This is a genomic window from Pantoea anthophila, from assembly GCF_026104315.1.
Taxonomy (GTDB): Bacteria; Pseudomonadota; Gammaproteobacteria; order Enterobacterales; family Enterobacteriaceae; genus Pantoea; species Pantoea anthophila.
This window is the reverse complement of the sequence record NZ_CP110473.1, coordinates 257,029-270,184: the sequence shown is the minus strand read 5'-3', so window position 1 is coordinate 270,184 and position 13,156 is coordinate 257,029. Positions and strand designations below refer to the sequence as shown.

Here is a 13,156-nt window from a genome sequence, read left to right as displayed (position 1 = left end):
GAGACGATCAGTTTTTCAGGTGGCGACTGGCGAAGCGCACCGCCAGCGCGGCCGCCCCGGCTAAGGTAGAGAGCGCAACCACCCCATTCCAGCCCCAGTGCGCCAGCGCCAGGCTGCCCAGTGCCGCCCCGCTGGCCATACCGATAAACACCACGGTGAACAGCAGCGCATTGAGGCGACTGCGTGCTTCAGGTGCCAGGCCATAAACCAGCGTCTGGTGCGCGACCAGCGTGGCCTGCACGCCCAGATCAAAGCCAATGGTACAGATCACAATCAGCGCCAGCTGCGCCGGGACAGGCAGCACGGGCAGCAGGAACATCAGCGCAAAAGAGAGCGTCACCAGGGCGGCACCGGCCTGGGTGACCCGCGCCGGGCCGATGCGATCGGCAAAACTGCCCGCCAGCGGGGCCGCCATCGCCCCCGCCGCCCCGGCTAAGCCAAAGGCCCCGGCCACGGCGCTGTCCAGATGAAAGCGATCGCTGAGCATTAACGCCAGCGTCGACCAGAAGGCGCTGAACCCTACCGACAGCAGTCCCTGAGCCAGGGCGGCGCGGCGCAGCGTCTGGTGGTGACGCCACAGATGCACCAGCGACAGCAACAGGCGCGGATAGCTTACGGTGGTGCCCGGCGTAAAGCGTGGCAGCACCCGCCTGAGCGTCAGCGTAATCAGCAGCACCGACAGCGCCGCAATCAGATACATGGTGCGCCAGCCGAAATACTCTGCCACCACGCCACTGACGACCCGCGACAGCAGAATCCCCACCAGCAGGCCGGTCATCACCGTGCCGACCGTTTTACCCCGGCTGCGTTCCGGAGCCAGCGCCGCCGACGCCGGGACAATATCCTGCGCCACGGTGGCGGTCAGGCCGGTCACAAAGCTGGCGATCAGCAGCGCGCTGAGCCCCGCGGAAAAGCCACACAGCAGCAGTGCGGCGACCAGCAGCAGACCCTTGATAAAGATAATCGTGCGCCGGTCATGGCGATCGCCCAGCGGGGCCAGCAGCAGGATGCCCAGCGCATAGCCCGCCTGCGTCAGCATCGGCACCATGCCGACCGCGCCGATCCCCGCACTGAACTGCTTACTGATGATATCCAGCATTGGCTGACTGTAGTAAATCGACGCCACGCTGAGCCCGGCCCCGGCGGCCAGGGTGAAGACCAGCGGAGCGGAGAGCGGTTCGTTTCGGGTTGGGTTTTCTATTGCTGACATGGTGTCATCCTCATCATTTCGTGCCGCTATTTAAGCGCATTGCGGTTATACGCGGTAGACTGACGTCAGGCAAAACCGTTATGCGTGGAGCGTATGAATCATTCCAGTGGCAGCGACCGCATCGAACTGATGCAGACTTTTATCCGTATTGTTGAGAGCGGCAGCCTCTCCGCCGCTGCAGCACAGCTCGGCACCACCCAGCCTACCGTCAGCCGGCGGCTGCAAATCCTGGAGCAGCGGCTCGGCCTGAAGCTCATTCTGCGCACGACCCATGCGCTGAAGCTCACCGATGATGGCGAACGCTGCTACGCCCAGGCGCGGCAGTTGCTGGCCACGTGGCATGCGCTGGAAGATGAGCTGACCGGGGCCAGTGACGATCCCATCGGCACGCTGCGGGTTCGCGCCCCGCACGCCTTTGGTCAGGATCAGCTGATCGATCCCCTGGTGGACTATCTGCACCGCTTTCCCCGACTCAATATAGAGTGGATGCTGAATGACCGCACACCCGACTTCATCGCGGAGAATGTGGACTGTGCCATTCAGGTCGGCGCGCCCAGCGATCCGTCGGTCGTGGCGGTCCTGCTGGCAGAAGTGCCGCGTTTCGTGGTGGCGGCGCCGCGCCTGCTGGACCAGTTTCCGCCGATTGAGCGGGTGGAACAGCTGGGCGATCTGCCGTGGCTGGCGCTCACCAGCTTTTACCGTAATGAAGTGGCGTTGCAGAAAATAGATGACGGCCAGCCGCTGAACCTGCCAATTATGCCGCGGCTGAGCAGCGACAGCCTTTACGCCGTGCGTAAAGCGGCACTGGCCGGCATGGGGGCGGCGATTGTCTCATCGTGGGCGGTGCAGGACGATCTGGCGGAGGGCAAACTGATTCAGCTGATGCCCGCGTGGCAGGCCCCGCCGCTGCCGGTGTGGCTGACCTATCCGTGGGCGAGTTACTACCCGGCCAGGCTGCAACACTTCTTTGCCATGATCAAAGAGGTGATGCCGCAGCTGACCGGCACCCGTCCGGCCTCACAACCGGCCCGCTCAGACAGGGCGGAGTAACGACGGAGAAAGCTAGCGGATTTGGGCAGGGAGACGCGGGAGGAGGAGGCAGAGCAGGCGCCCGCATCAGCGGCGCGCCGGAAAGGGAATGCGTTACTTTTTATCGTAGCGTGACAGCTTATCCAGCCAGCCCATGACAAAGGCGGAGAGCACGAAGGTCAGGTGGATAATCACGTACCACATCAGCTTATCATTATCGACGTTGCGCGCTTCCATAAACACCCGCAGCAGGTGAATCGAAGAGATGGCGACGATAGAGGCGGCTACTTTGTTCTTCAGTGAGCCGGAGTCCATCTTGCCCAGCCAGCTCAGCTTCTCTTTGTCTTCGTCGATATCGAGCTTCGAGATAAAGTTCTCATAGCCTGACAGCATCACCATCACCAGCAGACCGCCAACCAGCGTCATATCGACCAGCGACAGCAGCAGCAGGATCAGATCGTTTTCCGCAATGCTGAAAATGTTGGGCAGCAGGTGGACTATTTCCTGGAAAAATTTAATCGTCAGCGCCAGCAATCCCAGCGAAAGTCCAATGTAAACCGGGGCCAGCAACCAGCGCGATGCATACATCAGGTTTTCGGTAAAACGTTCCATACAATCCCACACGTAATCAGACAGGTCCGGGAGTATAACCGATTCACTGTGAAGTTATTTCAGCTCGTCGTCAGAAATTTCCGGAACCGGCGGCAGGGGAAGCGAGAGACGAAAGGCCGCGCCGCCTTCGGTCCGATTCTCCGCCCAGATCTGGCCGCCGTGGCTCTCAATGATGGTTTTACAGATCGCCAGCCCCAGCCCGACGCCCGGTACGGCAGACTCCTTATCACCGCGCGAAAACTTATCGAATATCCGGCTTAAGTCCCCTTCAGCGATGCCCTTCCCGCCATCCCAGACCGAGATCTCCAGCCGGTTTGCGGCACGCCACGCCCGGATACCGCGCGGCGCACAGTTACCGGCATACTTCAGGCTGTTTTCAATCAGGTTCGTGAAGACCCGCTCCAGCAGTGTGCTGTCGCCTTTGATCAGCACGATATCGTCCGGCAGGTCGAGCTGCACCTCATGCCCTTTCAGCGACGGCGCCATGCTGCTCAGCGCCCCGCCAATCACCTCCTCCAGCGCCAGCCACTCTTCACGCAGATTGAGGCCGCCCGACTGAATGCGCGCCATATCCAGCATATTGCTGACCAGCCGGATGGTACTCAGCGTCTGCTCGCGGATCTGGCTGGCCTGCGGCACATATTTTGAGTTATCGCTGGCCAGGTCGAGCATCAGCATTTCCGCCTGACCAAACAGCACGGTCAGCGGGGTGCGCAGATCGTGTGACAGGGCGGACAGCAGCGCATTGCGCAGCTGTTCCCGCTCCGCCGACAGCCGCGATGCCGCCTCGCTGTGCGACAGCGCCATCCGCTCCAGCGCGTTAGCAATCAACACCGTGAAGGTTTCCACCAGCCGCTGCTGTTCAGGGATCATCAGCTGACGCAGATTCTGCGGCTCCACCACCAGCAGGCCCCGGCAGTGCCCGCCGCTTTTCAGCGGCAGGATCTGATAAGGCACCGCCGGTAACGTATCGGTGCCCGCTCCCGCCGGCTGGCCTTTGCTGTAGCTCCACTTCGCGATAGCGCGGTCCGGTTCGCTGGCCGGTAACGCCTCACCGACCGGCTGCAGTTCGCCCTGCTCATCCGGCAGCAGCAGCAGGCAGCGCGCCTGCAGGGTGGCATCCAGCACCCGCTGGCTGGTCGCCGCGATATCCTGCGGCGTTAAGGCGCTGCCCAGCGATTTCGCCATCTCATAGAGCTGTCGCGCACGCTGTTCGCGGTAGCGTGCCACCCGCGCCTGATAGCGGACGCCCGCCGTGAGATTGCCGACGATGACCCCGACCGCCAGCATCACACCAAAGGTGACCAGATATTGCAGGTCGGAGACCGCCACCGTGCCGGTGGGGGCCACAAAGAAGAGGTCGAAGGCGACGATATTCATCACCGTGGCGATCACCGATGGCCAGCGCCCGTAGCGCAGCGCCACGATCACCACCGCCAGCAGGTAGATCATCACGCAGTTGGCGGGATCGAAGTTGATCAGCACCGACTGCCCGGCGGCGGTAACGGCGATGCAGAGCACCAGCGCCATCATCACGCCACGCAGCTGAATCCGCCATTTATCGCTGGTCGGGCGGCCATCCGGCAGCGGATGCGGCGCATCCTTCAGTGGTTCATCCAGCGCCACCACCAGCAGGTCGAGATCCGGCCCCAGCTGGCCGAGCCGCTCGGCAAAACTGTCACGCCGCCAGCGCCGCAGCGGACGGCGGCCGGTGACGATTTTGCCCAGATTATGTTCGCGCGCGTAGCCCAGCACCGCTTCGGCTTCATCCGGCTCGGAGAGGGTGGCGGTTTCCGCCCCCAGCTCCTGCGCCAGCTGCAGCGTGCGCAGAATCGCCCGCCGCCGTCCTTCCGGCAGCCGGTGAAGACGGGGCGTTTCAACATAGACCGCATGCCATTCACTGCCGAGCCGCGCCGCCAGCCGGGCGGCCGTGCGCACCAGCTTCTCACTGCCGCTGTCGTCGCCGATGCAGAGCAGAATGGCGTCGCGGGTGTGCCAGACGCGATCCCGCCCCTGCTGATCGCGCCAGGCGCGCATCTGATCATCCACCCGATCGGCGGTGCGGCGCAGGGCCAGCTCACGCAGCGCGAACAGGTTACCTTTGCGGAAAAAGTTTTCGATGGCGCGCTCTGCCCGGTCACCGATGTAGACTTTGCCCTCTTTCAGCCGCTGACGCAGATCGTCGGGCGGCAGATCGACCAGCACCACCTCATCGGCGCTGTCGAAAAAGGGATCTGGCACGGTTTCGCGCACCTGAATGCCGGTGACGCCCCCGACCACATCGTTGAGGCTTTCAAGATGCTGCACGTTGACGGTGGTCAGCACGTCAATGCCCGCTTCAAGCAGCTCTTCGATGTCCTGCCAGCGCTTGGGATGGCGCGAGCCCTGCACGTTGGTGTGCGCCAGCTCATCCATCAGGATCACCGCCGGATGGCGAGCCAGTGCCGCATCGAGATCGAACTCCGCATGACGCGAGCGACCGGTCGCACGACGCGGCAACAGGGGTAATCCCGTCAGCAGCTGCGCGGTTTCCGGCCGTTCATGGGTCTCCACCACGCCGATCAGCACATCCAGACCCTGCGCGCGCAGCCGCTGCGCCTCCTGCAGCATGGCGTAGGTTTTGCCCACACCGGCACAGGCACCAAAGTAGATTTTCAGCTGCCCGCGATGGGTTTCGCGGTTAGCCTGCAGCAGCGCGTCGGGATCGGGACGCTGGGGTTCGTGATTCATAGCTTCCTTAATGGCATAACAGAAACACCCTTACAGATCGTTGAGCGCCATATTGAGCTGCAGCACATTGACCGTCGGCGAGCCGAGGAATGGCATCAGCGGACGGTGCGTCTGCTGGTCGATCAGCGCCTCGACCTGCGCCAATGGCAGCTTACGGCTGGCGGCGATGCGCGGCGCCTGCCATAACGCGGCGTCAGTCGAGATATCCGGGTCCAGCCCGCTGGCTGAGGTGGTGACCAGCTCAACCGGCACCGCGGCGGGTGCCTGCGGATTGGCGGCCCGCAGCGCCGCGACGCGCTCCGCGACGGCTTTGTCCAGCGCCGGGTTACTGGCTGCCAGATTGCTGCCCCCTGAGGCCAGCGGATTATCGGGTTTGTCGCTGGTGGCTGAAGGGCGGCCCCAGAAATAACCGGGCTGCGTGAAGTTCTGACCAATCAGCGCGGATCCGCGCACCACGCCATCCTCCTCCAGCAGCGATCCATTCGCCTGCGCCGGAAACAGCCACTGCGCCAGGCTGGTCGTGAGGAAAGGATAAACCACGCCGGTGACCAGGGTAAGCAGTAACAACAGTAAAATTGCCGGACGTAACTGACTCATTTTTTGCTCCTCAGGCCATGCCTGATAACACTAACAGCAGATCGATAGCTTTGATGCCGGCAAACGGCACCAGCAGGCCGCCCAGCCCATAAATCAGCAGGTTGCGGCGCAGCAGCGCAGCGGCACTCAGTGGCCGGTAGCTGACGCCTTTCAGGGCCAGCGGGATCAGAAAGACAATCACCAGAGCGTTGAAGATCACCGCTGAGAGGATTGCGCTGGCGGGCGAGTGCAGCTGCATGACGTTGAGCATGTTGAGCTGCGGATAGGTCGCCGCAAACGCCGCCGGGATGATCGCAAAATATTTCGCCACGTCGTTGGCGATACTGAAGGTGGTCAGCGAACCGCGCGTCATCAGCATCTGTTTACCAATGTGCACCACTTCCAGCAGCTTGGTCGGGTTCGAGTCGAGGTCGACCATGTTGCCCGCCTCTTTCGCCGCCTGCGTACCGGAGTTCATCGCCACCGCCACATCGGCCTGTGCCAGCGCAGGCGCATCGTTGGTGCCGTCGCCGGTCATCGCGACCAGACGCCCTTCCGCCTGATACTGGCGGATCAGCGCCAGCTTCGCTTCCGGCGTCGCCTCAGAGAGAAAATCATCCACGCCCGCTTCCGCCGCAATCGCTGCCGCCGTCAGCGGGTTATCGCCGGTGATCATCACGGTTTTGATGCCCATCTTGCGCAGCTCGGCAAAGCGCTCTTTGATGCCGCCTTTTACGATATCCTTCAGCGCCACCACGCCCAGCACGTTTGCACCCTCGGCGACGACCAGCGGGGTGCCCCCGGTGCGCGCCACCTCTTCGACCTGCGCATTCACCTCGGCCGGGAAACGGCCATGACTGGCTTCGATGTGGCGACGCACCGCATCCACCGCCCCTTTACGGATCAGCCGGTCCTGCACGTTGACGCCGCTCATGCGGGTCTGCGCCGAGAAGGGAATAAAGGTGGCCCCCATGCTGCTGAGATCGCGTTCACGCAGGTTAAACTGCTGTTTGGCCAGCACCACGATGCTGCGGCCCTCCGGCGTCTCATCGGCCAGCGACGCCAGCTGCGCCGCGTCGGCCAGCTGCTCTTCGCTGACGCCCGGCGCGGGCAGGAACTGCGTCGCCTGACGGTTACCCAGGGTGATGGTGCCGGTTTTATCCAGCATCAGCACATCCACATCGCCTGCGGCCTCGACGGCACGGCCGCTGGTGGCGATGACGTTAGCGCCCAGCATCCGGCTCATCCCCGCCACCCCAATCGCTGACAGCAGGCCACCAATCGTGGTCGGGATCAGACAGACCAGCAGCGCCACCAGCACCGTAACGCTGACCGGCGTTCCGCCCCAGGCCGAGAAAGGCCAGAGCGTCACGGTCGCCAGCAGGAAGACGATAGTCAGCGAAACCAGCAGGATGGTCAGGGCGATCTCGTTTGGCGTTTTGCGACGCTTCGCGCCTTCCACCATGGCGATCATCCGGTCGAGGAAGGTTTCACCCGGGTTGGCGCTGCAGGTGATCACCAGCCAGTCAGAGAGAATGCGGGTCCCGCCGGTCACGGAGGCAAAGTCCCCGCCCGACTCGCGGATCACCGGGGCGGACTCGCCGGTAATGGCGCTCTCATCCACCGAGGCCCCGCCCTCCAGCACTTCACCGTCGCAGGGAATGATGTCGCCCGCTTCCACCAGCACCGCGTCGCCTTTGCGCAGCTGATCGGCGGCCACCTGCTGCCACTCTGCGCCATAGCGCGCCGCTGACAGTTTTTTGGCAAAGCTGGTCTTTTTCACCCCTTTCAGGCTGCTCGCCTGGGCCTTACTGCGCCCCTCTGCCAGCGCCTCCGCCAGATTGGCGAACAGCACGGTAAACCAGAGCCAGAGCGCAATCGCTCCGGTAAAACTGGCGCTGCCGTCGATCCGGCCCGCCAGCATCGCCAGCGCCAGCAGCGAGGTCAGGATGCTGCCGAGGTAGACCACAAACATCACCGGGTTACGGAACTGCACCCGGGGATCGAGCTTTTTCACCGCATCCCAGGCTGAGGTGCGCAGCAGCGCTGCGTCAAATAACGCCTGTTGTTGACGACTCATGAGGATTGTCCCTGAACAAGTTGCAGATGCTCAGCCACCGGGCCCAGCGCCAGAGCAGGAATAAAGGTCAGTGCGCCGACCAGCAGCACCGTACCGATCAGCAGTGCGATAAACAGCGGGCCGTGGGTAGGCAGTGTGCCATTGCCCACCGGCTGCACTTTTTTCGCCGCCATCGCACCGGCAATCGCCATCACCGGAATGATGATGCCGAAGCGGCCCAGCAGCATGCAGACGGCCAGTAACAGGTTCCAGAACGGCGTGTTGGCGCTGAGTCCGGCAAAGGCACTGCCGTTGTTGTTGGCCGCGGATGAGACGGCGTAAAGCACTTCGCTAAAGCCGTGAATGCCCGGGTTTGCCATAGCGCTGCGTCCGGCGTCGGTCATCATCGCCAGAGCGGTGCCGATCAGCACCAGCGCCGGGGTGACCAGAATCGCCAGGGCGGTCATTTTCATCTCCCAGACATCGACTTTTTTACCCAGAAACTCCGGCGTGCGGCCAATCATCAGCCCGGCGATAAACACCGCCAGCAGCACAAACAGCAGCATGCCATAGAGGCCGGCTCCGACACCGCCGAACACCACTTCGCCCAGCTGCATCAGCCACATCGGCACCATCCCGCCCAGCGCGGTAAAGGAGTCGTGCATGGCATTGACCGCACCGCACGAGGCCGCCGTTGTGATCACGGCGAACAGGCTGCTGTTAAGAATGCCAAAGCGCGTCTCTTTGCCTTCCATATTGACGGCGCTGTCAGCCCCCAGCTGGAGGAAGTGCGGGTTGCCCTGCAGTTCGGCCCACATCACCACCGCCACCGCCGCCACAAACATCAGCGTCATCGCCCACAGCAGCATGTGGCCCTGACGACGGTCACGCACGCTTTCGCCAAACGCGAAGCAGAGCGCCGCCGGGATCAGGAAGATGCTCAGCATCTGCACGAAGTTGGTGAGCACATTCGGGTTTTCAAACGGATGGGCAGAGTTGGCGTTAAAGAAGCCGCCACCGTTGGTGCCCAGCATTTTGATCGCCTCCTGCGACGCCACTGGCCCCATCGACAGCGTCTGCTGCGCGCCTTCCAGCGTGGAGAGGCTGTGATAAGGCAGGACGTTCTGAATGCTGCCCTGACTGACAAAGAACAGCGCCATCAGCAGGCTGATGGGCAGTAAGACGTAGAGCGTGATGCGCGTCAGGTCGCGCCAGGCGTTGCCCAGCGTGGCGATGCTGCGATTCGCGAAGCCACGGATCAGGGCAAATGCCACCGCAATGCCGGTCGCGGCAGAGAGGAAGTTCTGCACCGTCAGGCCCACCATCTGACTGAAATAGCTCAGGGTGCTCTCACCGCTGTAGGACTGCCAGTTAGTGTTGGTGACAAAGCTGATGGCGGTGTTGAGCGCCAGATGCCAGCTCAGGCCAGGCAGCTGCTGTGGATTGAGCGGCAGCGCCCCCTGCATCAGCAGAATCGCCAGCAGCACGACAAAACCCAGCGCATTAAACAGCAGAATCGCCAGCAGATAGTGCGGCCAGCGCATGTCAGATTGCTGCGCCCCCAGCAGTCGCCACAGCGGCGCTTCAAGGCGGGCAAACACCGGCTTATCCGCCACTAACGACGCCAGACCCCGGCCGAGCGGCTGCGCCAGCACCATCAGCAGCAGCAGATAAACGGCGATAAGTAAGAAAACATTGGCCGCCATCAGAAGGCCTCCGCATTTAACAGGGCATAGATCAGATAGCCCAGTAACAACACCACCAGCAGAATGCCGGTTATTACGCCCACGCTCACAGGAACCTCCAGAGGTTTGGATTTAGGGCATAGCTTGCGCGGAGGCGTATAAAGAAGGGGTTAAAATGCAGCGGGCGGGCGTAAAAATAGTGTAAAAATGGCGAAATATCAGGCGACTTCCAGCGCCCAGATACGATTAAGATCGACATTACCCCACAGCGTACTGTCCTCTGCGCCGACAATGCTGTCAGTGCAGAAACTGTCGCCAAGGTCGAGCTCCTCCGGTTTGACTTCGCGCTGGGCGTGCAGCGACCAGAACACATGCACACAGGGACGCATCAGCGACTTTTCACCCGCTCTGACCACCAGTGCCACCCGGCCGGAGGCGAGACGCACCAGCGATCCCACCGGATAGATGCCGATGGTGCGCACAAAGGTGTGCAGCAGGCCGGGGTCAAAATGGCCGCGCCAGCTCAGCATCTGATGCATCGCCTCAGCAGGCGTCCAGCCGTTGCGATAGGCACGGGTTGAGGTCACGGCATCATAGACGTCACACACCGCCGCCATGCGGGCATAGAGCGAAATCGCCTCCCCTTTCAGGCCGTGCGGGTAGCCGCTGCCATCATATTTCTCATGATGATGCAGGGCGATATCCAGCAGATCGTCATCGGCGTCAGCTTCTATCAGCATCTGCGTGCCAACCACCGGATGCTCGCGCATCACTCTGAACTCCTCGTCAGTCAGCTTGCCGGCTTTGTTGAGGATCGCCAGCGGCACGGCCGCTTTACCGACATCATGCAGTAAACCGCCCATGCCCACCCGCCGCAGCTGCTGGTCGTTCAGACCGAGTGTTTTACCCAGCGCAATCATCAGCCCGCAGACCGCCATGGAGTGCAGGTAGGTATAGTCATCATGATTCTTCAGCCGCGCCACGCTCAGCATGGCGGAAGGTTCACGCGTGATCGATCCGGCGATTTCATCCACCAGATTCATCATATAGTCGAGCTTCAGGCCGTTACCCAGCCGCGCTTCGTTGAACATCGCCAGGACTTTCGGTTTGCCCTGCTGGAAGATCTGCTGGGCCTGATCGAGTTCCTGAAAAAAGGGGGTGCGACCAATGGTTTTTTTCGCGACCACGGTGGCGATCGGGGCCTGCACTGAACGATCGAGATCGATCCAGAGCTGGCGGATCCCTTCACTGCGTAACAGGGCGATTTGTCGTGGATCGGCGATCAGCATCTCATTACGAATGCGCTGGTCTTTGATCCACCAGACTTCCAGCTTGTGGATAAACATCCCCGGGCGCAGTTCATCAATGGTAATCAGCTTTATCACGCTATCACTCCTTAAGCTCAGCGAGGGAGATAAGGTGATATCGGCAGCTGGACAAATTTTCTTCAGGCTGTTTTGTGCGGCGGAGGCGTTCAGCACACGATATGTCTGTCATACCCGTTTCTTTCTTTTTGTTATTTACAGGACGCAGGACGTTCACCCTGTTACCGACGCGCTCAATCAATGCTGTAGACAGCAATAACGCCACGCTTTTCCGGCAAAGTGTGGCGGCGCCAGCAAGAGTGAAAAGAGGCGGTTGTCAAACCTGACTCTCCTTCATAAGCTGCAAATGATCTTATTTGTCCATTCTCAGAATAAATGAAAAATCCATTCCATCCGGTTAACCTCGGGAGTCCGCAATGAAAAAATGTGCATGGGCAATTCTCTGTCTGCTCGCTCTTTCCACGTCGGCGCTGGCAGAGAAAATTGGCGTGTCGATGGCCTATTTCGACCAGAACTTTCTCACCCTTATCCGCCAGGCAATCGACAAGGAGGCAAAAGCGCAAAAGCTGGATGCGCAGTTTGAAGATGCGCGCGGCGATGTGGGCCGTCAGACCGATCAGGTGCAGAGCTTTATCAGCGCCGGAGTGGATGCGATTATCGTCGATCCGGTCGACTCCGCCAGCACCCCTGCCCTGACCCGCCTGGCGCAGCAGGCTCGCATTCCGCTGGTTTACGTTAACCGCACGCCGGGCGATAAAACCCTGCCTCCGGGCGTGGTGTTTGTCGGCTCGGATGAGCGCGAATCGGGCACGCTGCAGATGGAGGCGCTGGCAAAACAGGCCGGCTATCGCGGCAAAGTCGCCATCATGATCGGTAACCTCAGCGATGCGGGTGCGTTGCAGCGCACCCGGGATGTGGAGCAGGTGGTCGCAAAGTATCCCGGGATGAAAGTGGTGCTGAAACAGACCGCCAACTATGCGCGCAACGAGGGAATGGATTTAATGCTCAGCTGGCTGTCGAACGGCGAAGATATCGATATTGTCGCCGCCAACAACGATGAAATGGCGATTGGTGCCACTATGGCGATCGCGCAGGCGAAGCCGAAGAAAACCATTCTGGTGGGCGGTATTGATGCCACGCCAGATGGCCTGAAAGCGCTGGCGAGCGGCAAACTGGCGGTCACGGTTTTCCAGGATGCCGTGGGTCAGGGCAGAAAATCGGTTGAGGTGGCGCAGCAGATGATTAAAGGCCAGAAGGTAGCGTCCCATCAGTGGATCCCGTTTGAGCTGGTCACGCAGCAGAATATGCAGCAATACAGCACGAAGAACCCGTGACGCAGACTGGCGCGGCCGCGTGACCGCGCCGTTTATTACGCGTCGTTCAGCAGCTTCGCCATCATCACGACATCGCGCAGCTGCCCGTCACGCAGGGCAGCCTGGCGCTTCATTCCTTCCCGTTCAAAGCCCAGCCGCTGGTAGAGCCGCAGCGCCCGTTCGTTGTCGTGAAACACCTCCAGCTCCATCCGGGTGATCCCCAGCCAGTTGCGGGCATAGTTCATCGCGGTGCGGATCAGACGCTCACCGACGCCGCGTCCGGCAAAGTCAGGATGTACCCCCAGCCCAAAGCTGATGCAGTGGCGGGTGCGCGGCTTACTGTCGACGAACAGCGTCAGCTCACCGGCCAGCACGCCGTCGATTTCGGCGACAAACGCAACAAAACCCTCTGCATCCATCCTGGCGAATTTTTTCTCCCAGAGAGCGACGCTGGGAAACGGCAGTTGCAGTGTCCAGGGGTAAACATCGGGGTGGCTGTAAAGCCGCTGATAGGCGGCAGCATCCTGCGGTTCCCGTGCCCGTATGACAATTTCCATATTTTCTCCTGTTAGCCGGATGGGGTTCATGCACTAAGCTGTAGCTCTTTACCGGATGAA

11 protein-coding genes are annotated in these 13,156 nt (G+C 61.4%); 2 read left to right on the top strand and 9 right to left on the bottom strand.

Annotated elements, in window-relative coordinates; genetic code table 11:
* Nucleotides 1–7: 7 nt before the first annotated feature.
* Complete coding sequence (locus OJ965_RS03780; protein ID WP_009087904.1) at nt 8–1,210, bottom strand: MFS transporter; 1,203 nt, start codon at nt 1,208–1,210, stop codon at nt 8–10.
* A 93-nt stretch (nt 1,211–1,303) separates the two neighbouring features.
* On the opposite strand from OJ965_RS03780, the gene OJ965_RS03775 reads away from it, so the two are divergent.
* Nucleotides 1,304–2,260 carry a LysR family transcriptional regulator gene (locus OJ965_RS03775; protein WP_154929122.1) on the top strand — a complete coding sequence of 319 codons (957 nt, stop codon included), beginning with the start codon at nt 1,304–1,306 and terminating at the stop codon, nt 2,258–2,260.
* 93 nt (nt 2,261–2,353) lie between these two features.
* Here the strand turns inward: OJ965_RS03775 and OJ965_RS03770 are convergent, their stop codons facing one another.
* From OJ965_RS03770 to OJ965_RS03740, 7 genes are all read right to left on the bottom strand, one after another.
* A complete protein-coding gene (locus tag OJ965_RS03770; RefSeq protein WP_009087908.1) occupies nt 2,354–2,851 on the bottom strand; it encodes a TIGR00645 family protein in 498 nt (165 codons plus the stop codon).
* Between the two features lie 54 nt (nt 2,852–2,905).
* Nucleotides 2,906–5,581 (bottom strand): two-component system sensor histidine kinase KdpD, encoded by a 2,676-nt coding sequence (kdpD, locus tag OJ965_RS03765; protein ID WP_265137841.1) that lies wholly within the window; start codon nt 5,579–5,581, stop codon nt 2,906–2,908.
* Between the two features lie 30 nt (nt 5,582–5,611).
* Nucleotides 5,612–6,178, bottom strand: a complete 567-nt coding sequence (gene kdpC / locus OJ965_RS03760) for a potassium-transporting ATPase subunit KdpC (RefSeq protein ID WP_046100786.1) — start codon at nt 6,176–6,178, stop codon at nt 5,612–5,614.
* A gap of 10 nt (nt 6,179–6,188) precedes the next feature.
* Nucleotides 6,189–8,237 (bottom strand): potassium-transporting ATPase subunit KdpB, encoded by a 2,049-nt coding sequence (gene kdpB / locus OJ965_RS03755; protein WP_009087915.1) that lies wholly within the window; start codon nt 8,235–8,237, stop codon nt 6,189–6,191.
* A complete protein-coding gene (kdpA, locus tag OJ965_RS03750) occupies nt 8,234–9,922 on the bottom strand; it encodes a potassium-transporting ATPase subunit KdpA (RefSeq protein WP_265137839.1) in 1,689 nt (562 codons plus the stop codon). Before kdpA ends, kdpB begins: the two co-directional genes overlap by 4 nt.
* The gene (kdpF, locus tag OJ965_RS03745; protein ID WP_009087918.1) at nt 9,922–10,011 is read right to left on the bottom strand and encodes a K(+)-transporting ATPase subunit F; all 90 of its coding nucleotides are present in this window, start codon (nt 10,009–10,011) and stop codon (nt 9,922–9,924) included. Before kdpF ends, kdpA begins: the two co-directional genes overlap by 1 nt.
* A 108-nt stretch (nt 10,012–10,119) precedes the next feature.
* On the bottom strand, nt 10,120–11,286 hold the full coding sequence (locus OJ965_RS03740) for an HD-GYP domain-containing protein (RefSeq protein WP_009087920.1): 1,167 nt from the start codon (nt 11,284–11,286) through the stop codon (nt 10,120–10,122).
* Between the two features lie 356 nt (nt 11,287–11,642).
* Between OJ965_RS03740 and OJ965_RS03735 the strand changes: the two genes are divergently transcribed.
* The gene (locus OJ965_RS03735; protein ID WP_150030134.1) at nt 11,643–12,560 is read left to right on the top strand and encodes a sugar ABC transporter substrate-binding protein; all 918 of its coding nucleotides are present in this window, start codon (nt 11,643–11,645) and stop codon (nt 12,558–12,560) included.
* A gap of 35 nt (nt 12,561–12,595) precedes the next feature.
* Here the strand turns inward: OJ965_RS03735 and OJ965_RS03730 are convergent, their stop codons facing one another.
* Nucleotides 12,596–13,096, bottom strand: coding sequence for a GNAT family N-acetyltransferase (locus OJ965_RS03730; protein ID WP_009087926.1), 501 nt, complete (start codon nt 13,094–13,096; stop codon nt 12,596–12,598).
* Nucleotides 13,097–13,156 lie beyond the last annotated feature (60 nt).